This window comes from Streptomyces sp. NPDC028289, from assembly GCF_055565975.1.
The window spans coordinates 47246-68154 of the sequence record NZ_JBVHTI010000005.1 but is presented as its reverse complement, the minus strand read 5'-3'; the positions used below and the strand labels follow the sequence as shown (position 1 = coordinate 68154).

The 20909-nt window shown below is 70.0% G+C and carries 22 protein-coding genes and 2 tRNA genes; 11 read left to right on the top strand and 13 right to left on the bottom strand.

The genetic code is table 11. The annotated features are described in order from the left end of the window. Window positions 1-5: 5 nt before the first annotated feature. The 7 genes from ACZ4UV_RS25040 to ACZ4UV_RS25010 all read right to left on the bottom strand — a co-directional run bounded on the left by ACZ4UV_RS25040 (window position 6) and on the right by ACZ4UV_RS25010 (window position 4397). Window positions 6-620: a response regulator gene (locus ACZ4UV_RS25040; protein WP_467840819.1), complete on the bottom strand. Its 615-nt coding sequence runs from the start codon at window positions 618-620 to the stop codon at window positions 6-8. Continuing rightward, the gene (locus ACZ4UV_RS25035; protein WP_451018063.1) at window positions 617-1864 is read right to left on the bottom strand and encodes a sensor histidine kinase; all 1248 of its coding nucleotides are present in this window, start codon (window positions 1862-1864) and stop codon (window positions 617-619) included. The genes ACZ4UV_RS25040 and ACZ4UV_RS25035 overlap by 4 nt, the downstream gene beginning before the upstream one ends. A 25-nt stretch (window positions 1865-1889) precedes the next feature. After that, the gene (locus tag ACZ4UV_RS25030; RefSeq protein ID WP_451018064.1) at window positions 1890-2651 is read right to left on the bottom strand and encodes an ABC transporter permease; all 762 of its coding nucleotides are present in this window, start codon (window positions 2649-2651) and stop codon (window positions 1890-1892) included. Continuing rightward, complete coding sequence (locus tag ACZ4UV_RS25025) at window positions 2648-3571, bottom strand: ABC transporter ATP-binding protein (protein WP_467840814.1); 924 nt, start codon at window positions 3569-3571, stop codon at window positions 2648-2650. The genes ACZ4UV_RS25030 and ACZ4UV_RS25025 overlap by 4 nt, the downstream gene beginning before the upstream one ends. Before the next feature lie 143 nt (window positions 3572-3714). Continuing rightward, window positions 3715-3790, bottom strand: a tRNA-Gly gene (locus ACZ4UV_RS25020). An 81-nt stretch (window positions 3791-3871) separates the two neighbouring features. Beyond that, window positions 3872-3943, bottom strand: a tRNA-Gly gene (locus tag ACZ4UV_RS25015). A gap of 136 nt (window positions 3944-4079) precedes the next feature. Beyond that, entirely contained in the window at window positions 4080-4397 is a 318-nt protein-coding gene (locus ACZ4UV_RS25010) for a histone-like nucleoid-structuring protein Lsr2 (RefSeq protein WP_351485536.1), read from the bottom strand. Window positions 4398-4739: 342 nt separating this feature from the next. Between ACZ4UV_RS25010 and purS the strand changes: the two genes are divergently transcribed. The 3 genes from purS to purL are packed head-to-tail and all read left to right on the top strand — an operon-like array spanning window position 4740 to window position 7935. Continuing rightward, window positions 4740-5003, top strand: a complete 264-nt coding sequence (purS, locus tag ACZ4UV_RS25005) for a phosphoribosylformylglycinamidine synthase subunit PurS (RefSeq protein ID WP_093501106.1) — start codon at window positions 4740-4742, stop codon at window positions 5001-5003. Next, a complete protein-coding gene (gene purQ / locus ACZ4UV_RS25000; RefSeq protein WP_390043605.1) occupies window positions 5000-5680 on the top strand; it encodes a phosphoribosylformylglycinamidine synthase subunit PurQ in 681 nt (226 codons plus the stop codon). The genes purS and purQ overlap by 4 nt, the downstream gene beginning before the upstream one ends. Beyond that, window positions 5677-7935, top strand: a complete 2259-nt coding sequence (gene purL, locus ACZ4UV_RS24995; RefSeq protein WP_451018066.1) for a phosphoribosylformylglycinamidine synthase subunit PurL — start codon at window positions 5677-5679, stop codon at window positions 7933-7935. The genes purQ and purL overlap by 4 nt, the downstream gene beginning before the upstream one ends. A 57-nt stretch (window positions 7936-7992) precedes the next feature. Here the strand turns inward: purL and ACZ4UV_RS24990 are convergent, their stop codons facing one another. The 3 genes from ACZ4UV_RS24990 to ACZ4UV_RS24980 all read right to left on the bottom strand — a co-directional run bounded on the left by ACZ4UV_RS24990 (window position 7993) and on the right by ACZ4UV_RS24980 (window position 9379). Beyond that, window positions 7993-8577: a Uma2 family endonuclease gene (locus tag ACZ4UV_RS24990; protein ID WP_451018067.1), complete on the bottom strand. Its 585-nt coding sequence runs from the start codon at window positions 8575-8577 to the stop codon at window positions 7993-7995. A 126-nt stretch (window positions 8578-8703) separates the two neighbouring features. Beyond that, entirely contained in the window at window positions 8704-9168 is a 465-nt protein-coding gene (locus tag ACZ4UV_RS24985; RefSeq protein WP_451018068.1) for a Clp protease N-terminal domain-containing protein, read from the bottom strand. Window positions 9169-9175: 7 nt separating this feature from the next. Continuing rightward, window positions 9176-9379, bottom strand: a complete 204-nt coding sequence (locus tag ACZ4UV_RS24980) for a helix-turn-helix domain-containing protein (protein WP_351485525.1) — start codon at window positions 9377-9379, stop codon at window positions 9176-9178. Between the two features lie 205 nt (window positions 9380-9584). Here ACZ4UV_RS24980 and ACZ4UV_RS24975 point away from each other — a divergent pair, with 205 nt between their 5' ends. The 6 genes from ACZ4UV_RS24975 to purM all read left to right on the top strand — a co-directional run bounded on the left by ACZ4UV_RS24975 (window position 9585) and on the right by purM (window position 16137). Beyond that, window positions 9585-9929, top strand: coding sequence for an effector-associated constant component EACC1 (locus tag ACZ4UV_RS24975; protein ID WP_390043597.1), 345 nt, complete (start codon window positions 9585-9587; stop codon window positions 9927-9929). Then, on the top strand, window positions 9926-11944 hold the full coding sequence (locus tag ACZ4UV_RS24970) for a caspase, EACC1-associated type (RefSeq protein WP_467840805.1): 2019 nt from the start codon (window positions 9926-9928) through the stop codon (window positions 11942-11944). Before ACZ4UV_RS24975 ends, ACZ4UV_RS24970 begins: the two co-directional genes overlap by 4 nt. Window positions 11945-11968: 24 nt before the next feature. Next, on the top strand, window positions 11969-12766 hold the full coding sequence (locus tag ACZ4UV_RS24965) for a maleylpyruvate isomerase family mycothiol-dependent enzyme (RefSeq protein ID WP_467840802.1): 798 nt from the start codon (window positions 11969-11971) through the stop codon (window positions 12764-12766). A 63-nt stretch (window positions 12767-12829) separates the two neighbouring features. After that, window positions 12830-13264, top strand: coding sequence for an META domain-containing protein (locus tag ACZ4UV_RS24960; RefSeq protein ID WP_390043591.1), 435 nt, complete (start codon window positions 12830-12832; stop codon window positions 13262-13264). A gap of 232 nt (window positions 13265-13496) precedes the next feature. Continuing rightward, window positions 13497-15026 carry an amidophosphoribosyltransferase gene (gene purF, locus ACZ4UV_RS24955; protein WP_390043589.1) on the top strand — a complete coding sequence of 510 codons (1530 nt, stop codon included), beginning with the start codon at window positions 13497-13499 and terminating at the stop codon, window positions 15024-15026. Between the two features lie 34 nt (window positions 15027-15060). Further along, window positions 15061-16137 carry a phosphoribosylformylglycinamidine cyclo-ligase gene (purM, locus tag ACZ4UV_RS24950; protein WP_451018071.1) on the top strand — a complete coding sequence of 359 codons (1077 nt, stop codon included), beginning with the start codon at window positions 15061-15063 and terminating at the stop codon, window positions 16135-16137. A gap of 117 nt (window positions 16138-16254) precedes the next feature. Here purM and ACZ4UV_RS24945 read toward each other — a convergent pair whose 3' ends face one another. Next, entirely contained in the window at window positions 16255-16518 is a 264-nt protein-coding gene (locus ACZ4UV_RS24945; protein WP_046733692.1) for a DUF3073 domain-containing protein, read from the bottom strand. A gap of 300 nt (window positions 16519-16818) precedes the next feature. After that, window positions 16819-17910 (bottom strand): Leu/Phe/Val dehydrogenase, encoded by a 1092-nt coding sequence (locus tag ACZ4UV_RS24940; protein WP_451018072.1) that lies wholly within the window; start codon window positions 17908-17910, stop codon window positions 16819-16821. Between the two features lie 254 nt (window positions 17911-18164). Between ACZ4UV_RS24940 and ACZ4UV_RS24935 the strand changes: the two genes are divergently transcribed. Then, window positions 18165-19007 (top strand): DUF8083 family protein, encoded by an 843-nt coding sequence (locus tag ACZ4UV_RS24935; protein WP_467840796.1) that lies wholly within the window; start codon window positions 18165-18167, stop codon window positions 19005-19007. Between the two features lie 619 nt (window positions 19008-19626). Continuing rightward, a complete protein-coding gene (gene bldC / locus ACZ4UV_RS24930; RefSeq protein ID WP_003949541.1) occupies window positions 19627-19833 on the top strand; it encodes a developmental transcriptional regulator BldC in 207 nt (68 codons plus the stop codon). A 490-nt stretch (window positions 19834-20323) separates the two neighbouring features. Here the strand turns inward: bldC and ACZ4UV_RS24925 are convergent, their stop codons facing one another. Beyond that, entirely contained in the window at window positions 20324-20515 is a 192-nt protein-coding gene (locus ACZ4UV_RS24925; protein ID WP_351485509.1) for a DUF6274 family protein, read from the bottom strand. Window positions 20516-20909: the final 394 nt, after the last annotated feature.

Sequence of the window (20909 nt, the reverse complement as noted above, 5' to 3'; positions counted from 1 at the left end):
AGCAACTATACCCAACCTCGCTCCCGCGCGAGACGCACTGCCGCATGACGGTTCTCCGCACCGAGTTTGGTGACGGCCGAGGAGAGGTAGTTCCGCACGGTCCCCGGCGACAGCGCGGCCCGCTCGGCGATCTCCGCGACCGGCGCCCCGTCGGCCGCCAGCTCCAGCACCTCCGCCTCCCGCGCGGTCAGCGGCGAGTCACCGGCGGAGATCGCGTCGGCGGCCAACTCCGGGTCGACGTAGCGGTTTCCCGCGTGCACGGTCCGGATGATCTCGGCGAGCCGCTGTGCGCTCACCGTCTTCGGGACGAACCCGCGCACACCGGCGGCCAGCGCCCGCTTCAGGTGCCCGGGCCGTCCGTGACCGGTGACGATCAGCACCTGGCAGCCGGGCAGTTCGGCACCGAGCGATGTGGCGACCCTCACACCGTCGGCGCCGGGCATCTGCAGATCCAGCACCGCCACATCGGGCCGGTGGGCCTGCGCCATGGCCAGCGCCTCGGGCCCGCTCGCCGCCTCCGCGACGACGAGCAGATCGTCCTCAAGGCCGAGCAGCGCGGCCAGCGCACCCCGGATCAGATGTTCGTCGTCCGCGAGCAACAGCCGTACCGGAGACGTCATGAAGTGACTCCACTCACACTCGTATCGGCCGTCGTACGACCGGACAGCGGGACCGACGCCACCACCCGGAAGCCGTCCGCCCCGACCGGCCCCGCCTCCAGCGTCCCGTCGACCACCGCGAGCCGCTCCCGCAGCCCGGCCAGTCCGGACCCACCACCCCCACCGCTCCCGCGCACCACAACCCCGTCGTTCTCCACCGTCAGCACCACAGATCCCTCCCGCACCCGCAGTCCCACCGCACACCGCCCCGCATCCCCGTGCCGCAGCACGTTGGTGGTCGCCTCCCGCACCACCCACCCGAGTGCCGACTGCACCTCAGCGGGCAGCCCGGTGGCGTCGCCGGTCACCTCGCAGGTGAATCCCGCGGCGGTCAGCACACCTTGCGCACCGGCGAGTTCGGCCCCCAGGTCGGCGTCCCGGTAGCCCCGTACGACATCCCGTACCTCCCGCTGCGACTCCTGCGCGATCCGCTGCACCTCGATCATCTGCTCGACAGCCGCGGGCCGTTCCCGCCGGGCCAGCTGGACGGCCAGTTCGCTCTTGAGGGCGATGACGGCGAGGTTCCGGCCGAGGACGTCGTGCAGATCGCGCCCGAACCGCAGCCGTTCCTCGGCGACGGCGAGCCGGGTCCGGGTCTCGCGGGCCTCGTCGAGTTCGTAGACGGCGTTCAGCAGCCAGACGGAGAAGATCGAGGTGGCGGCGAGGAAGCTGCCCGAGAGGAACACCACGAACGCCGTGACCACTGCTTCAGGCCCAGGAACGCCCAACGGCAAGGACACCACGGCCGCCCCGAACGCGAAGCCCGTGGTCTGCGCCACCACGCGCCGCCGGCTCCGTACGCCCAGCGCCGTGGTGCCGGCCCCGAAAGCCAAGACCATGGCGAAGACGGTCGCCGTCGCGTTCTCCGTGTCTTCGCTTGCGCCGCCGTGCTTGCGCAGGACCAGAGCCGCGACAGCGAAGACGCAGGTCGCCGCCCCCAGCACCCACAGCAGCCGCACCGGCTGCTCCCGCCGACCCCGCGTCCAGTCCAGCGCCCGGGAGGCGGTCAGCGCGCAGAGCAGCGCGTGACCGACGACCATCGCCATCAGCCAGCCCGCCACCCCAGGCCCGGCCTGCGAGAACACCGGCAGTCCGATCGCCGCGACCTCGATCACCGCGAAGAAGTGGAACGACCACCGCGTGTACGTCTCGACCTTGGCGGGCGTGGTCTTCCCCCGCCACCAGCCGCCTGCTGTTCCGCTCATGCCGGTCCCGTGTCCCTCGTTCCGCTCAGCGCCGAGGTTCCCAGCGGAACCACCGCCGTACAGCAAACACGGCGACCACCGTCCAGGCCAGAGCGGTGAGGACCGCGCCCAGGGCCTGGCCCGCGCTCAGCTCTCCGGTCCAGCCGGCCCGGACCAGACGGACGGCCGGGGAGAGCGGGAGGAGTTCGCAGACCGCGGCGACCCGGTGCGGCAGGACGTCCGCGGGGACGGCGATGCCCGAACCCATCATGGACACGAGGACCAGGGGCGCCGCGGTGATCTGGGCGCTCTCGGTGGTCCGGGTGAAGGCCGCGGTGAGCGCGGCGAGCACGGCACTGAGCAGTAGGCCGAGGACTAGTCCGAGCAGGGTGAGGTACGGCGCCCTGGGCGTGCCCGCGTCGAGCAGTACCGTGCAGCCGATGGCCAGCAGCAGCGCCTGGGCCAGGCCGAGGCAGAGGGCGGGCAGGGCGGTGCCGGTCAGGATCTCCGCGTCGGACAGCTCGCCGGTGCGCAGCCGCTTGAGGACGAGTTCCTCGCGGCGGGCGACGAACGCGCCGACCAGTGAGCTGTAGACGGCGAACAGGAAGGAGAAGCCGATCGCGGCGGTCAGCGTCAGGGTGCCGAGGCGGATCCCCTTGAGGCCCGCCTGGCCGATCGCGGGCTGCACGGTGACCGGCAGCACGAGCGGCATGAGCAGCGCGGTGAGCACCGCACTGCGATTGCGGCCGAAGAGCAGCAGCTCGGCGCGGGAGAGGGCGCGCAGCCGCGCCGTGACCACGGTGTTCATGCGGCCGCCTCCTTCGCGATCCCCAGGAACGCCTCCTCCAGGGAGGCGGACCGCACCTCCAGCCGGTTGAGTTCGATTCCGGTCCGTTCGGCCCACCCCAGCACCCCGGCGGCGGTCCGCTGCACCTCGCGGGTCCGCAGCCGTACGAGCCTGCCGTCGAGTTCGTGTCCGCACACGCCCATCGCGGCGAGCGGCGGCAGGTCTCCGACGAAGTAGCCCGTGGGCAGTTCGAAGGACATTCGCGCGGGCCGGCCCGCGGTCACCTCGCCCGGCGTCCCGGCGGCCGCGATGCGCCCCTCGTGCAGGATCGCGAGCCGGTCGGCGAGGGACTCGGCCTCCTCCAGGTAGTGCGTGGTGAGCAGGACGGCCGTCCCGTCGTCGCGCAGCGCGCGTACCAACTCCCAGGTGTCCCGGCGGCCTTCGGCGTCGAGTCCGGTGGTCGGCTCGTCCAGGAACAGCACCTCGGGCCGGCCGAGCAGTGCGAGTGCCAGGTCGAGGCGGCGCCGCTCGCCGCCGGAGAGCTGCTTGACCCGGACGTCCGCCCTGCCGCCGAGCCCGACCAGGCCGAGCGCCTCGGCCGTGGGCCGGGCTCCCGTCGTGCAGCCGGCCCACATCCGTACCGTCTCGCCGACGGTCAGCTCGGAGGGGAAGCCGCCTTCCTGGAGCATCACGCCGGTGCGCGGGCGTACGACGGTCCGCTCCCGGTGCGGGTCGTGGCCCAGCACCCGTACCCGGCCCCCGTCCGGCGGCGCGAGTCCTTCGAGCAGTTCGACGGTCGATGTCTTTCCGGCGCCGTTGGTGCCGAGCAGCCCGAAGATCTCCCCGTGGGCCACGGAGAAGGTGATTCCGCGGACCGCCTCGAACCCGCCCCCGTAGACACGCCGGAGATCTGTGACCTCAATCACGTGTTCGTAGTCCATGACTCCAGCGTCCCCGCGGCCGGGTCGCGGGAGCAGTGCGCGGTGTCATCACTCGTCATGACAAATGTCAGGGGGCTCTCCGGCGGATGCACGCGGGCGCACGAAAAAACCCCAGTCATATGACTGGGGTTTCCTCTATGAGCTGGAGCGGACGACGAGGCTCGAACTCGCGACCTCAACCTTGGCAAGGTTGCGCTCTACCAACTGAGCTACGTCCGCACTGCTCCCGACCGGCTCCCACCGATCGGTGCGAGCACCAGCCTACCTGATCCACAAGCATGCTCAGGACCGGCGGTGCAGAGCGGGTGACAGGAATTGCACACTGCGCCTTCCCCCTGGAAGGGGGATGTTCTACTACTGAACTACACCCGCATGTACTCCGTGGGCTTCGGCTTTTCGGCCGTACCCGTCGGCGTGCTCCAGACATTAGCTGATCAGCAGGGGGGTAGCGCAAGTCGGCTGCCCCCAGGGGCGTCTGATGCACCCTGAGAGCAGCCGGCCGCCCTTGTCACTGGGCGGCGCTGAACGCCTCGTACACCTTCTTCGGGATGCGGCCGCGGGCCGGGACATCCATCTTGTTCGCCTGCGCCCAGGCGCGGACGGCCGCCGGGTCGGGGGCGACCTCCGTCTGCTTGTACGCCTTGCCCGACTTCGACCGCTTGCGGCCGGCCTCCACGTAAGGCTCCAGGGCCTTGCGCAGTTTCTTGGCGTTGGCTTGATTCAGATCGATCTCGTACGACTTGCCGTCGAGTCCGAAGGCGATCGTTTCCGCCGCTTCCGAGCCGTCGATGTCGTCAAAGAGAGTGACCACGACCTTCTGCGCCACGAATATTCGGTCCCTTCGTGTGGCACGTCTATACAGCTCATCGACAGCTCATCGGCGATGACCGCGACGGCGGAAGATGACGTGCCGAGTATCGGCTATTGCCAATTCATTTGTACAGTGCCTGGCAATACAAAGTGAAGCCCGACTAAATCCGTCCGCGTGTCCCAGCGCAATAGATGTCGTGGACGAACCCGGGGAACTTTCCCAGAACTTTTCGTGAGGATCCGCCGCCGTCACCCGATCGTGATGCGGCTCACGTAGTTTCCTACAACTCTACCCGCGTAGAAATTTCGTGCGGGTAGTCTGAAGGAACCAGCTCAGCACCACACACCGGGAGTGCCAGTGGCACGCGTCGTAGTCGACGTCATGCTCAAGCCGGAGATCCTCGACCCCCAGGGCCAGGCGGTCCAGCGTGCGCTGCCGCGCCTGGGTTTCGAAGGCATCTCCGATGTACGTCAGGGAAAGCGATTCGAACTGGAAGTTGACGGACCGGTCGACGAGGCCGCGCTCGCCCGCATCCACGATCTTGCGGAATCCTTCCTCGCCAACACCGTGATCGAGGACTTCACGGTTCGTGTCGACGAAGTCGCGGAGGCGGCGAAGTGACCGCTCGTATTGGCGTCGTCACTTTCCCGGGAAGCCTCGACGACCGTGACACCCAGCGCGCGATCCGTCTCGCGGGCGCGGAACCGGTCGCCCTCTGGCACAAGGACAAGGACCTCCACCAGGTCGACGCGGTCGTCCTTCCCGGTGGTTTCTCCTACGGCGACTATCTGCGGGCCGGCGCCATCTCCCGCTTCTCGCCGGTGATGGAGACGGTCATCGAGCAGGCGAAGGCCGGGCTGCCGGTCCTCGGTATCTGCAACGGCTTCCAGATCCTCACCGAGGCGCACCTGCTCCCGGGCGGAATGCTGGGCAACGACCACCTCCACTTCATCTGCCGCGACCAGAAGCTGCGGGTGGAGAACGCGGGCACGGCCTGGACCAGCGACTACCGCGAGGGCCAGGAGATCCACATCCCGCTGAAGAACATGGACGGCCGGTACGTCGCCGACGAGTACACGCTCGACCAGCTGGAGGCGGAGGGCCGGGTCGTGTTCCGTTACCTGGACTTCAATCCGAACGGTTCGCTGCGCGACATCGCCGGCATCACCAACGAGGCCGGCAACGTCGTGGGCCTCATGCCGCACCCCGAACACGCGGTCGAGCCCCTCATCGGTTCCGGCCGCACCGACGGCCTCCCCTTCTTCACCTCGATCCTCAAGAAGCTGGTCAACGCATGAGCCGGACGCCTCTGGACACGGTCGAGCACGCGGCCGCGACCCCCGACGTCGAGCTGCCCTGGGCCGAACTCGGCCTGAAGAAGGACGAGTACGAGCGGGTGGTGGAGATCCTCGGCCGCCGCCCGACCGGCGCCGAGCTCGCCATGTACTCGGTCATGTGGTCCGAGCACTGCTCGTACAAGTCCTCCAAGGTCCACCTCCGCCAGTTCGGCGAGAAGGCGCCCCAGTCGGACGCCCTGCTCGTCGGCATCGGCGAGAACGCGGGCGTGGTCGACGTCGGCCAGGGCTACGCCGTGACCTTCAAGGTCGAGTCCCACAACCACCCCTCCTACGTCGAGCCCTACCAGGGCGCGGCGACGGGCGTCGGCGGCATCGTCCGCGACATCATCGCGATGGGCGCGCGTCCGGTGGCCGTGGTCGACCCGCTGCGCTTCGGCGCCGCCGACCACCCCGACACCAAGCGCGTCCTGCCCGGCGTCGTCGCCGGCATCGGTGGCTACGGCAACTGCCTGGGCCTGCCCAACATCGGCGGCGAGGTCGTCTTCGACGCCTGCTACCAGGGCAACCCGCTGGTCAACGCCGGTGCCATCGGCGTCATGCGGCACGAGGACATCCACCTCGCCAAGGCCTCCGGCGCGGGCAACCAGGTCATCCTGTACGGCGCCCGGACCGGCGGCGACGGCATCGGCGGCGCGTCGATCCTGGCCTCGGAGACCTTCGACGACGCGAAGCCCTCCAAGCGCCCCGCGGTCCAGGTCGGCGACCCCTTCCAGGAGAAGCTCCTCATCGAGTGCACCCTGGAGGCCTTCCGGGAGAAGCTGGTCGTCGGCATCCAGGATCTCGGTGCGGCCGGCCTGTCCTGCGCCACCTCCGAGCTCGCCTCGAACGGCTCCGGCGGCATGACCGTCACCCTGGACGACGTCCCGCTGCGCGACTCCACCCTCTCGCCCGAGGAAATCCTCATGAGCGAGTCGCAGGAACGCATGTGCGCGGTGGTCGAGCCGGCCAAGGTCGCCCGCTTCCTGGAGATCTGCGAGAAGTGGGACGTCATCGCCACCGTCATCGGCGAGGTGACCGACGGCGACCGCCTGGAGATCTTCTGGCACGGCGAGAAGATCGTCGACGTCGACCCGCGCACCGTCGCCCACGACGGCCCGGTCTACGAGCGCCCGTACGCCCGCCCGTCCTGGCAGGACGCCCTCCAGGCGGACGACGCGAACGAGCTGCCGCGCCCCGCGACGGCGGAGGAGCTGAAGCAGCAGGTCCTGAAGCTGGTCGGCTCCCCGAACCAGGCCTCCAAGAAGTGGATCACCTCCCAGTACGACCACTTCGTGCAGGGCAACACGGTGCTGGCCCAGCCCGAGGACTCGGGCATGATCCGCATCGACGAGGCCACCGGCCTCGGCGTCGCCATCGCCACCGACGGCAACGGACGGTACGCCAAGCTCGACCCGTACGCGGGCGCCCAGCTGGCGCTCTCGGAGGCCTACCGGAACGTGGCGACCACCGGCGCCAAGCCGCTGGCCGTCTCCGACTGCCTGAACTTCGGCTCGCCCGAGGACCCGGCGGTGATGTGGCAGTTCGCGGAGGCCATCCGCGGTCTCGCCGACGCCTGCCAGCAGCTCGGCACCCCGGTGACCGGCGGCAACGTATCCCTCTACAACCAGACGGGCGAGGCGGCCATCCACCCGACCCCGGTGGTCGCCGTCCTCGGCGTGATCGACGACGTGGCCCGCCGCACGCCGGTCGCGTTCCAGGAGGAGGGCCAGCTGCTCTACCTCCTCGGCGACACGCGTGCGGAGTTCGGCGGCTCGGCCTGGTCCCAGGTCGTCCACGACCACCTGGGCGGGCTGCCCCCGAAGGTGGACCTGGAGCGCGAGCGCCTGCTGGCCGAGATCCTGATCTCCGCCTCCCGCGACGGCATGATCGACTCCGCGCACGACCTGTCCGACGGCGGCCTCGTCCAAGCCGTGGTCGAGTCGGCGCTGCTCGGCGGCAAGGGCGCACGCCTGGTCGTCCCCGACGGCCTCGACGCCTTCACCTTCCTCCTCTCCGAGTCGGCCGGCCGCGCCGTCGTGGCCGTCCCGCGCTCGGAGGAGGTCCGCTTCAACGACATGTGCGGCGCCCGGGGCCTCCCGGCGACCCGCATCGGCGTCGTGGACGGCGACGCGGTGGAGATCCAGGGCGAGTTCAGCCTCACCCTGTCCGAACTGCGCGAGGCGCACGAGGGCACGATCGAGGCACTCCTGGCCTGACCGGCCGCACGACGACGAAGGCCCCGCCCGGATGCTTCCGGGCGGGGCCTTCTGGGCTCAGCGGACGTAGTTCTTGAGGATCTCCGTGTCCAGCTCGATGTTCATGGGACCTGGCACAGACACCTTCTCGCCGAACTTCGAGGTCTGGACGGTGCGGTAGCCGCCGACCTGCCGGTCCGGGCCGCTGTGCACCGTGACCGTGCAGGAGTCCCGGTCGATCAGGAGGTACAGGGGGATCCCGGCCTGACCGTACGCGGTCGGCTTCTCATGCCGGTCCCGTCGGTCCGTGTCCGAGTCGTACGAGGTGATCTCGACGACCATGAGCGCGCCGTCCGGGTCGGCCCATTCGCCGTATCCCGCGAAGTGGGCCTCCGGCGCGAGTACTGCATCCGGCCTCGCCCTGCCTTCTCGGTAGGCCTCCACCCGGAGCCCTCGGCCGTAGTACAGGTCTAGGTCGGGCCTAGTCTGCATACAGCGCCGGGCCAGCCAGGACACGATGGTGTCGTGGTCCCCGTCCGTCACCTTCTTGACTCCGATCCGTCCGTCGATGAACTCCAACGTGACGGTCTCGGGGGCGGCGGAGGCGATCGTTTCGAACTCCTCCACCGACATCTGAGACGTGCGCTCGGCCATAACCGTCATGCTGCACCCCCTTCCAGGCGAAGACCAGTGTTGCCAGGCTCCGGCGGTGCGGGGCTGGTTCGGCAGCTGATCACACTCACGGGTGATCACCCCGGCTTCCGACCCCGCCCCCTGACCACCCCGGTCTCAGCGCCCCGGCTGCCTCAGGCGGGCGCGGACCGCGGTGCGGTCGATGCCGAGTTCGGTCAGGAGTTCTGCCGCGGGGTCCGGTCGCTTGCAGTCGAGGAGGGCCAGCAGCAGGTGGTCCGGGGTGATGCGGCGGCTGTGGGCCTTCTTCGTCTCGGCCAGGGCGCGGGGGAGGACGGCGCGGGCGCCCGATGTGAAGGGCGTGCGCTTGCGTGACGCGGGGATCGGGGCCCGATCGATCCCCCGGACGTCGATGCCGACCACGGCCAGCGCGGACCGGTCGAGGGCGTCGAGGGCGGCGCGGGCGGTCTCCAGGTCGGTGCCGAGGGCGCGGACCGCGCCGGGATCGTGGAGCACTCCCAGCAGGAGGTGCTCGGTGCCGATGCGGCGGTCGCCGCGCAGCGTTGTCTCCTCGAGCGCCGACGCGACGGTCGCCCGGGCCTCTGCCGCGAACTGTTCGAACATGGTCGTCTCACTTCCCGTACTTGGCGTGGACGGACTGCCGGGACACGCCCAGGGCGTCCCCGATCTGCTCCCAGGACCATCCCTGTTCCCGTGCGCGCACCACGGCCGCCGCCTCGACCTGCTCGGCCAGTCGGTGCAGGGCACCCACGGCCCGTAGTCCCACCGCGGGGTCGTGCGACCTGAGACGTTCTGAGAGATCTCCTGCGTTCATGTGTGTCAGTCTGGATTGACGTGGCGCCGCGTGTCAACCCAGACTGACGGATGGCCCGCGGGGATATGCGGTGAAGGAGTGGAGACGCCTCTTCGGGCGCGGGCTCCCCACCGCTTCCCTCCGGAAAAGTGACTTGCCAACTGCCGATGCACATGGGGTAGTTGGAGGGGTGGCACATCCGTGAGCGAGCTGGGGGAGCAGCCGGATGGAGATCAGGTTCGAAGCGTCGGGATCCGCCCGCGAGGACGAACTGCTTTCCCTGTACGACTGGTTGGCGGCCGACCGCGCCCTGCGCGGCCAGGTCCGGGTGACCCGGGTCGCGGAAGCCGGTGCGGGCGCCGGCCGGATGGGCCCCGGCCTGGACGCCGTCCTCGCGGTGCTGTCCACCGTGAGCAGCGTGGGCCAGCTCCACCTGTCGTATCTGGCCTGGCGGCGCAGCCACCGGCCGCGCAGCCGGGTCAGCGTCGAGATCACCGGCGATCCCGACCAGGTGGCGGACCTCATGCGCAGGTTCGCGGAGGCCGACGACGCGGACGGAGAGCCGCAGTGACGGACACCACGTCCGTCGAGAGTTTCGGCCGGATCGACCCGGAGCGCTCCGCCTGCGTCCTGATCGGCGTGGACGACTACACCCACCTGGACCCGTTGCGCAGCGTCAAGCTCAACCTCAAGGAGCTGCGCGCCGCGCTCACCGACCCGGACATCTGGGGCATCCCCGACGACGAACGGAAGCGGATCCGTACGGTCGCCAACCCGGCCTCCCCGGCCGAGCTGGTCGGCCCGATCCGCGAGGCCGCCGCGCTCGCCGAGGACACGCTGATCGTCTACTACGCCGGTCACGGGCTCATCGACCGCCACGAACGGCAGCTGCTGCTCACCCTGCCGGACTCGGTCGAGGACCAGCCGGACACCTGTGTCCGCTCCGGCGACGTCCGCCGCGCCATCCGCGACACGGGTTCCGCGCTGCGCCGGGTCCTGATCCTCGACTGCTGCTTCAGCGGCCATGTGCTGACGGAGATGACGGACGGCCACGGCCAGGACGTCCAGGTGGCCGTGTCGACGCTGCGGGACGTCGAGGGGGCGTACGTCATGACCTCCGCCCCGCGCGACCGTCCCTCCCACGCCCCCGACCCCAAGCGCTGCACCCTGTTCACCGGTGCCCTCGTCGACGTCATGCGCCAGGGCCTGCCGGACGGCCCGGAGATGCTCGGCCTGCGCGACCTCTTCCTGGAGGCCAGGAGACGTATCCACACCCTCAAGCCCGAGGTCCCGCAGGAACCGCAGGACGAGGACCACAACGGCGTCGGCGGCCTCGACTTCGTCCGCAACGTCGCCAAAGGGCCCCGGTGGCCCCTCCAGGTCCCCCTGCCGCCTCCCACCCGCTGGCAGCGCATCCGCACTCCCGTTCTCTCCGCGACCGCCGCCGCCCTCGGTCTCGCCCTCGGACTGGGCGCCCCGCCTCTGGTCCACTGGTGGCACGACACCCACCCGGCCGCCGCAGCCGGCCCCTGCGCGGCCCCCTCGCCGCACGATCCGGCGGCGCCCCGCGCCGTACTGCTCGACCACTCCGACGCGCTGAACAAGAAGAGCGTCGACTACGAGGACATCTACGGCCTGTCCGCCCTGGCCCTCGTCTCGCAGGGCAAGGACGTCAAGGCGCTCGCGCTCGCCGACAACGCGCCCGGCCGGGTCTGGCCCGTCATCCTCGGGTCCCCGTTCGAGCTCAGCCCCAGCGCCGGCACGGCCGTGCCGCTGCGCCGCGCGGACGGCACGAAGTTCCCGATCGACGGCGACTGGTACGACGGCGAGGGCATGGTCATCGAGCAGGGCGGCAAGACCATGCTGGTCTCCTCCGAGACCGGCCCGGCCATCCGCCGCTTCGACGTCGCCACCGGCCGGCAGGTCGGCAAGGACTTCCCCATCCCGAAGAAGCTGCGCTACGCGCCCGACGGTTCCGCGCAGACCGGCCGCAGCATCGAGTCCCTCGCCGTCTCCCCGGACGGCCGCCACCTCTATGCCGGCTGGGAGGGACCGCTGGCCGACGACGGCGACACCCGCGGCCGGGGCATCATCCGCATCCAGCGCTACACCGGAACACCCGGCGGCGACTACACCCCGGACGGGCAGTACGCGTTCCTCGTCGACGACGGCATGTACCTGTCCGAGCTGACCGCCATCGACGACAACGGCGACCTCCTCGCGCTGGAACGCCAGTACGTCGCCGGTCTCGGCTCGGAGATCCGGATCGTCCAGCTCTCCCTCGCCCACGCCCAGGACGTCACGAAGCTGAACTCCCTGTGGCACCAGTCCGCCAACATCTACGCCGCCGACGAACTGGTCGTCGACATGGCGACCTGCCCGGCGGGCGGCCCCGGCGCGGTCGCCGTCCCGGCCTCGAACCCGCAGCACCCCCTCCTCGACAACGTGGAGGGCATGGCCCTCGGCGCCCCCTGGACATCCGGCAGGTACAAGGGCTGGCACCCGCTCTACCTGGTCTCCGACGACAACGACAGCGAAACCCAGATCACGCGCTTCTACTCGCTGGCCGTGAAGCTGCGCCGCTGAACGCCGATGAATAGGCTCACCGCCATGCCCCAGGCCAAGAAGCGCGCCCGCAGTTACGACGCGGCCAGGACCCGTACGGCGGTTCTCGCCCAGCTCTCGAACGTGCGGGACGCCGTCCGCACCCTCACCCCCGAGCAGCTCGCGCTCCCCACCCGGCTGGAGGGGTGGACCGTACGGGACCTCGTCGCCCACATCGGCATGGCGGTCACCGCCGTCCACCGGGCCCTGGACCAGCCCGAGCCGGCGAAGGCCGACGCGGTGCTGCTCGACTGGCCGTTCGGGACCTCCGGCAACTCCGCCGCCATCGCCGACTTCACCCGGTGCCTCGCGGCCGACCACCCCGACCTCGACGCCTACCTCGCCGACGTCGACGCCAGCCTCCGCACCCTGCTCGACGCGCACCCCGGCACCCGGCTGCTCGCCACCAGCGCCGGCGCGCTCTCCCTCGACGACTACCTCGTCACCCGGACCGTCGAGCTGGTCGTCCACACCGACGACCTCGCCGCGGCGGTCCCGGGGCTCGACATCCCCTACGACCGGCAGGCCCTGGCCGCCTGCACCCGGCTGCTCGCCGACACGCTCGCGGTCAAGGCGCCCGGCGGGTCGACCGAGGTGCGGGTGCCGCCGTACGCCGTGGTGCAGTGCGTCGAAGGGCCCCGGCACACCCGGGGGACCCCGCCGAACGTCGTCGAGACCGACCCGCTGACCTGGATCCGGCTGGCCACGGGGCGGCTGGCGTGGAAGGCGGCCGTGGCGGACGCCAGGGTCAGCGCCAGCGGGGAGCGGGCGGACCTCGGGGCGTACCTGCCCGTCATGGGATGAGGGAACCGATCACCCGGTGCGTGCCGTCGAAACGGTATGTACGGGTACGGGTTGAAACAGCGCATGCGCCGTATGACCCCGGCGAGGGCGGTGGCCGCCGGCCTGATCGCTCTGCTCGCGGTGGCCTGCGGCAGTGAGAGAGGCGGAACCGTGGGGACTGGGCCGTCCGTGACCGGGATCGACTGGACCGTCGACAGCGTGACCGCCGACGGCACCACCCACCGCGCCCCGGCGCCCGCCCACGTGAGGATCGAGGACGGCCGGGCGGCCGGCAGCCTCGGGTGCAACCGGTTCAGCGGCACGGCGCAGATCACCGGCGACCAGATCCGGCTGAGCCACGTCCGCACCACGCGGATGGCCTGCGACGACGCGCGGATGACCTTCGAGCGCACCCTCTCCCGCACGCTCACCTCCGGACCGCTGACCATGACGGGTGAGGGCGGGAAACTCACCCTCACCGCAAGCGGCGGCGACCGCGTCCAGCTGTCCAGGACGTGACCGCGACCCGGGCCGTGGCCCCCCGAATGATGTGCGACACCTCACTCAGAGATACGGTGTGAGGGGGTTGCGCGGGCACCGGTCAGCCCGAACCGGAGCCGTCTGGAGAAACCTCCTACCTCGCTGACCTGCGGAAATGGAGAAAGCCACAACGGCGTCCGCGATCGTAGATCCATTACGGCCGTGTATCCCCAATTCGGACCAGTGGTCGATCTCGCCTACACTCGGTGCCGTGCCACGTGGTGACGGTCTCCTCAATCACGATCTGCTCCCCGGTGAGAAGGGCCCCCAGGACGCTTGCGGCGTCTTCGGTGTCTGGGCTCCCGGTGAAGAGGTCGCCAAGCTCACGTACTTCGGGCTGTACGCCCTCCAGCATCGGGGCCAGGAGTCCGCGGGTATCGCGGTCAGCAACGGCTCCCAGATCCTCGTCTTCAAGGACATGGGCCTCGTCTCCCAGGTCTTCGACGAGACCTCGCTCGGTTCGCTCCAGGGTCATATCGCGGTCGGTCACGCCCGCTACTCGACCACCGGTGCGTCCGTGTGGGAGAACGCCCAGCCGACGTTCCGCGCCACCGCGCACGGTTCGATCGCGCTCGGCCACAACGGCAACCTCGTCAACACGGCGCAGCTCGCCGAGATGGTCGCCGAACTCCCCAAGGACCACAACGGACGGTCCACCCGGGTCGCGGCCACCAACGACACCGACCTGCTCACCGCCCTCCTCGCGGCCCAGACCGACGAGGACGGCAAGCCGCTGACCATCGAGGAGGCCGCGCACGCGGTCCTGCCGAAGGTCCGGGGCGCCTTCTCCCTCGTCTTCATGGACGAGCACACCCTCTACGCCGCCCGCGACCCGCAGGGCATCCGCCCGCTCGTCCTCGGCCGCCTGGAGCGCGGCTGGGTCGTCGCCTCGGAGTCCGCCGCGCTCGACATCTGCGGCGCCAGCTTCGTCCGCGAGATCGAGCCGGGCGAGTTCGTCGCCATCGACGAGAACGGCCTGCGCACCTCGCGATTCGCGGACGCGAAGCCCAAGGGCTGCGTCTTCGAGTACGTGTACCTGGCCCGCCCCGACACCGACATCGCCGGGCGGAACGTCTACCTCTCCCGCGTGGAGATGGGGCGGAAGCTCGCCGCGGAAGCCCCGGTCGACGCCGACATGGTCATAGCGACCCCGGAGTCCGGCACCCCGGCCGCCATCGGCTACGCGGAGGCCTCCGGCATCCCCTTCGGCAACGGTCTGGTCAAGAACGCCTACGTCGGCCGGACCTTCATCCAGCCCTCGCAGACCATCCGGCAGCTCGGCATCCGCCTGAAGCTGAACCCGCTCAAGGAAGTCATCAAGGGCAAGCGCCTGGTCGTCGTCGACGACTCCATCGTCCGCGGCAACACCCAGCGCGCGCTGGTGCGGATGCTGCGGGAGGCGGGTGCGGCCGAGGTCCACATCCGGATCTCCTCGCCGCCGGTGAAGTGGCCGTGCTTCTTCGGCATCGACTTCGCCACCCGCGCCGAGCTCATCGCCAACGGCATGACCATCGAGGAGATCGGCACCTCGCTCGGCGCCGACTCCCTGGCGTACATCTCCATCGACGGCATGATCGAGGCGACCACCATCGCCAAGCCGAACCTGTGCCGCGCCTGCTTCGACGGCGAGTACCCGATGGAGCTCCCGGACCCCGAGCTGCTCGGCAAGCAGCTCCTGGAGACCGAACTGGCGGCCGGTCCGGCAGCCACGGCCGCGGCCGACGCGATCCGTCGCCCGTAAGCCTCGTAGAAACCAACCCGAAAGATCCCAGGCAATGTCTGAGAGTCAGTCCTCCGGTGCTTCCTACGCGGCTGCCGGCGTCGACATCGAAGCGGGCGACCGCGCCGTGGAGCTGATGAAGGAGTGGGTGAAGAAGACGCAGCGCCCCGAGGTCCTCGGCGGCCTCGGCGGCTTCGCCGGCCTCTTCGACGCCTCCGCCCTGAAGAACTACGAGCGCCCGCTGCTGGCCTCCGCGACGGACGGCGTGGGCACCAAGGTCGACATCGCGCGGCAGCTGGGCGTGTACGACACCATCGGCCACGACCTGGTCGCCATGGTCATGGACGACATCGTGGTGTGCGGTGCCGAGCCGCTGTTCATGACCGACTACATCTGCGTCGGCAAGGTCCACCCGGAGCGGGTCGCCGCGATCGTCAAGGGCATCGCCGAGGGCTGTGTGCTGGCCGGCTGCGCCCTGGTGGGCGGCGAGACGGCCGAGCACCCGGGCCTGCTCGGCGCGGACGACTTCGACGTCGCCGGCGCCGGTACGGGCGTGGTGGAGGCCGACCGGCTGCTCGGCGCGGATCGTATCCGTACGGGTGACGCGGTGATCGCCATGGCGTCCTCCGGGCTTCACTCGAACGGGTACTCCCTGGTCCGGCACGTGCTGCTGAACCAGGCGGGCCTCGCCCTCGGCGCGCACATCGAGGACCTGGGCCGCACCCTCGGCGAGGAACTCCTGGAGCCGACCAAGATCTACTCGCTGGACTGCCTGGCCCTGATGCGTACGGCGGAGGTCCACGCCTTCAGCCACATCACCGGCGGCGGCCTCGCCGCGAACCTGGCCCGGGTGATCCCGGACCACCTGCATGCGATCGTCGACCGCACCACCTGGACCCCCGGTCCGATCTTCGACCTGGTCGGCCGCACCGGCAACGTCGAGCGGCTCGAACTGGAGAAGACGCTCAACATGGGCGTCGGCATGATGGCGATCGTCCCGCAGGAATCGGTGGACGTGGCGCTGACCGCACTGGCCGACCGCGGGGTCGACGCCTGGGTCGCAGGCGAGATCACCGAGCGCGGTGAACACACCACCGGTGCGGAACTGGTGGGCGACTACGCGCCGAACTAGCCCCTCCGGCGTTCTGAGGAGCGGGGTCCGGGGCGGAGCCCGTGAGGCCAGCACAAAACCCGGTCCGGCGATGAAATCCCGGACCGGGTCAGTGAAGCGGCTCAGCAGCCGCCGGCGTCAAGCACCGCGACGATGCTGGGAGTGCGGACCGGACTGATCGTCCTCGTCCTCGTCCTCATCGTCGTCGTTGTAGAGATCCGCGTACTGGGCGTACGGGTCGTCATCCTCGTCGTCGTCCTCGAACGGCTCGCCATTCGGCGGCTGGCTCGAAGTCGATGCGCCCAGCTCGCTGGCCAGACGTGACAGGTCAGTCCCACCGCTGTTGTACTTCAGCTGGCGGGCGACCTTCGTCTGCTTGGCCTTGGCCCGGCCGCGCCCCATGGCTCGACCCCCTCGGTGACGGGGCTCGACGGCCCCAGAGTCTGACACGCGTTCATGGTCCGGAACGGGCTCTCCTCGGAGAGACCGGTCCGTAGGGCTTCCACGGTACCTGAGCCCGCGCCCATACGGTACGTCGCCCGCACCACGCGCCTGGCTGCACGACCCGCGAGGCGCCCCGTCCCCGCTGGTCAACCACGATTTTAACCACTTCCTGGCGGACGACCCGCCGACGAACGTGAGAGTTCTCTCCAAGTGCCCGCCGACGGGTACCGGAAATCCGTCCGGAAACCCGGCGTTCGATCAGTGGCCGCCCACCGTTGCCCCTTCGTGCATCCGCTGTTCGGCGATCCGGTCGGCCGCCGCGGCGGGCGGAATCCCGTCCTCCTTCGCACGTGCGAAGATGGCCAGCGTGGTGTCGAAGATCTTCGCCGCCTTCGCCTTGCACCGGTCGAAGTCGAACCCGTGCAACTCGTCGGCGACCTGGATGACCCCGCCGGCGTTCACCACGTAGTCCGGCGCGTAGAGGATCCCGCGGTCGGCGAGGTCCTTCTCGACGCCCGGGTGGGCGAGCTGGTTGTTGGCCGCGCCGCACACCACCCGGGCCGTCAGTACCGGCACGGACGCGTCGCTCAGGGCGCCGCCGAGCGCGCAGGGGGCGTAGATGTCGAGGCCCTCGACGCGGATCAGGGCATCGGTGTCGGCGGCCACCTGGACCTGCGGGTGGCGGTCTGAGATCCGGCCGACGGCCTCCCGGCGCACGTCCGTGACGACCACCCGGGCGCCCTCCTCCAGGAGGTGCTCGACCAGGTGGTGGCCGACCTTGCCGACGCCCGCGATGCCGACGGTGCGGCCGCGCAGCGAGGGGTCGCCCCACAGGTGCTGGGCGCTGGCGCGCATGCCCTGGTAGACGCCGAACGCGGTGAGGACGGAGGAGTCGCCCGCGCCGCCGTTCTCGGGGGAGCGGCCGGTGGTCCAGCGGCACTCGCGGGCCACCACGTCCATGTCGGCGACGTACGTGCCGACGTCGCAGGCGGTGACGTACCGGCCGCCGAGCGAGGCCACGAACCGCCCGTAGGCGAGCAGCAGCTCCTCGGTCTTGTCGCGGTCCGGGTCTCCGATGATCACGGCCTTGCCGCCGCCGTGGTCGAGCCCGGCCATGGCGTTCTTGTACGACATCCCGCGCGCGAGGTTGAGGGCGTCGGCGACGGCCTCCTCCTCGTTGGCGTACGGGTAGAAGCGGGTGCCGCCGAGGGCGGGGCCCAGCGCGGTGGAGTGGATGGCGATGACGGCCTTGAGGCCGCTCTTGCGGTCCTGACAGAGCACGACCTGCTCGTGACCGCCCTGGTCCGAGTGGAACAGGGTGTGCAGGACGCCGGTGGAAACGTCGGTCACTGTGGTGACTCCCGGTTGTGTCGCGTGTGTCGCGGCGGGTGGAAGCGGGGGCTCCCGTAAGGGTGGCGGGGGCCTGGCATGAGCGTAGAGCCATTGCCCGTACACCATCCGCGCAGTGTTCAGGATCACTCTCCCGTGCCGTCTGTGCACGTATGAGCGTGGGACGATTTGCCGTGGTTTCCGCGGCCGGCCCCGGTCGGCTCCGTTGTGGGTCCCGCTGGTTTCGAGCCCGGTCCGATGGGGAGGGAGCAGGCGTGCCCAAGGTGTCCTCGGTGGTCGTCCCCTACGCGACGTACCTGCGTGTGTACGAGCCGCTGGCAGCCTTCCCGGCCCGGGAGCGCGACCACTGGACGCGCTACGCCCGCCGTCCGGAGCGCCCCTCCTACCAGGACGAACTCCGGCGCTCCCTGGCCGACTTGCTGCCCACCCCGCCGATCGCGGTGCCGGTGCAGGAGAGCGTCGAGGCGTTCGTCCTGGAGGTCGACGGCGTCGTCTGCGTCTGCCCCTGGCGGACCCGGCTGCGAGGCTGGCAGGCCCTGCAGGAACTCTCCGACGAACTGCCGAAGTCGGTCCTGGACGCGATGCTGCCGCCGGTCGTGCGCCGGCAGGCCACGATGGACTACGAGCGCTGGCTGGTCCGGAACCCCGACTGCCGGCCCTGGATCCGCACCGCGACCTGGCAGGTGCCGCTGAACTGGTTCGTGCTGGTCTCCGACGAGGAGCGCCGGTACGAGAAGGGCACCGCGGAGATCCCGCCGATGCTGCGCTACCGCACGCCCATGGTGCAGGCCCGGCGCCGGGTGGCCCGGGCGCTGCGCACGCTCAAGGACACCGTGGAGGAAGGGCCGCTGATCGACGGCCTGGTGGACGTCGGCCGGTGGCTGGAGGAGTTCCATCCGCGGTCGGTGGTCGAGCTGGACTACGGCGGTCTCGTGCACACCCTGCCGGCCGGGGACCTGGAGGGCGACCATTCGGCGGCCGACGTGGCGGCCGGCATCGAGGCGCTGCGCCAGGGCGACGGGGCGGCGGCCGGGGAGGCGTACGGGCGGCTGGTGGAGCGCTGGCGGACCGTACGGGACCGCCGTTCGGCGAACTGAGGGCCGAACTGAGTGCCGGTGCCCACTGCTCCGTACTAGGTGACGGGGCGTCTGGTGCCGTTTACAACCGGATGACACCTGCGTGACGTGTGTGCGGTGAGTGACGTACGTCACGGCCCAGATGCCATGAAACAACGTACGTTGACGGCACTTCAGTGAACGCACGGGACGTTGGATCCCGATCCGGGCTTTTGCGTCAAGGGTGACGGATAGCACTTACACGGCTCTTGCGCCTCTTGCCACTCCTCGTGCCAAAATAGGACAAGGAGTCCGGGGAGGGCTCCATCCGTCCAAGTGTGGTGCACTGTGGGCGGATTCTCAGCATTACGTGCTTTGGGGGGTCTGGTGACTCCTGATCGTCCTGTGACTGATCGTCACAGTGGCGTGACTGTCCGCTATGGCATGGTCCATCGGCTTCCGCGGCTGATGCCTACCTGGGAGGGCAATTCCATCGGTTTGGCCGACGCGGCTGGACAGATGGTGTAGTTGTAGTGCCGAGGACAAGCCGTTCGTCCTATAACCGACTCGACTCGCGTCCGCCATTTCGGGCAACGCGGGTCAAGGTGCAGAATTTAGAGGAAAGAACCGAGAAGGTTCGGTTCTCCCGAGGAGGCCGCTCATGACCGCTCGCACCCCTGATGCCGAGCCGCTGCTGACCCCGGCTGAGGTCGCCACGATGTTCCGCGTCGACCCCAAGACGGTCACGCGGTGGGCGAAGGCCGGCAAGCTCACGTCGATCCGTACGCTCGGCGGACACCGCCGCTACCGCGAGGCTGAGGTGCGCGCCCTGCTGGCGGGCATCCCGCAGCAGCGCAGCGAAGCCTGATCCAACTGAATAGCGGGCAAACCGACCGGTCCCCCAACTGGCCGAGACGCCCGAAACCCTAGCTCCAAGCGACGCGGGACCTGCCCCAACAGGGCCCACGCCCAGGCCGACAAGAACTTCTCAGGCAAGCGACACAGGGTGCGTCGTAGATCGCGCTGGACTCCGCCGGGTCCAGCGCGATCTTTTTTGTGCGTCCATGGGGCCTTGAGCGACCCTAACCAGCGCCTCTGTGAGCAGCCTTGTCGGAGTCTGGGGATCACTGTCGGATCCGCTGTGCGGGCACCGGACGGGGCCCTGGGCGGGGTCCACAGGGTGGTGCAATTGCACATATTAAATTGACCAGTTGTAGGAAGGGGGTAAGTACCGCCGTTTCGGAAACTCATGCGGTGACACCCGTCACATACCGCACGGGTTGTTTGTACTGCCCCGGGTGCGCTAGAGAAGCCTCGCGCTCCACCGGCCCCTGGGGGAACGGCGGTTGGGCCCACCGTCACGGGCCGACGGGGCCTTGGTCCTCCGTGGCGTCCTCGGGGGGCTCCGCGGCGTGCGGGGCGGAGTCCATGGCCAGCCGCAGCAACTGGTGGCAGACCGCACAGTGGCGGGTCAGATGCCGGTACGACGTGGCGGCCGCCAGGTGGGCCCTCAGCAACGCCCGCGTCTCGTGCCGCACCGAAGCCGCCATACGTCACCTCCAGAAGGGGGCCGGCACCAACCGGGCCCTCCCTCCTGGGTAGCCAGCGAATGTGACGCCGTCAAGGGCGCCGACCGCTACTCGCGGCGTGCCCGCCGCCGACCGCATGCGACCGGTCTGGCTCTTTCCTGGCCCACTTGTCTCCGAAAAGGACCTCCTCCGGCTCGCTTACTTCCGGGCCGCTTCTTACGGTCGCGGCCCTCGCCGCCCCCTCCGGCCTGTGGCGCCCCCTCTTGTCCGCCGCCGTGGCGGGAAAAACGGGCGGCGAAGAGGGGCTGGGCATGCGAAAGGCCCGCAACCCCTTGATGGGGATGCGGGCCTCGGCCTCGTGCGGTCCTGACGGGATTTGCTGAATCGGATTGCGGCTGCGCCGCGGGCGCGGCCT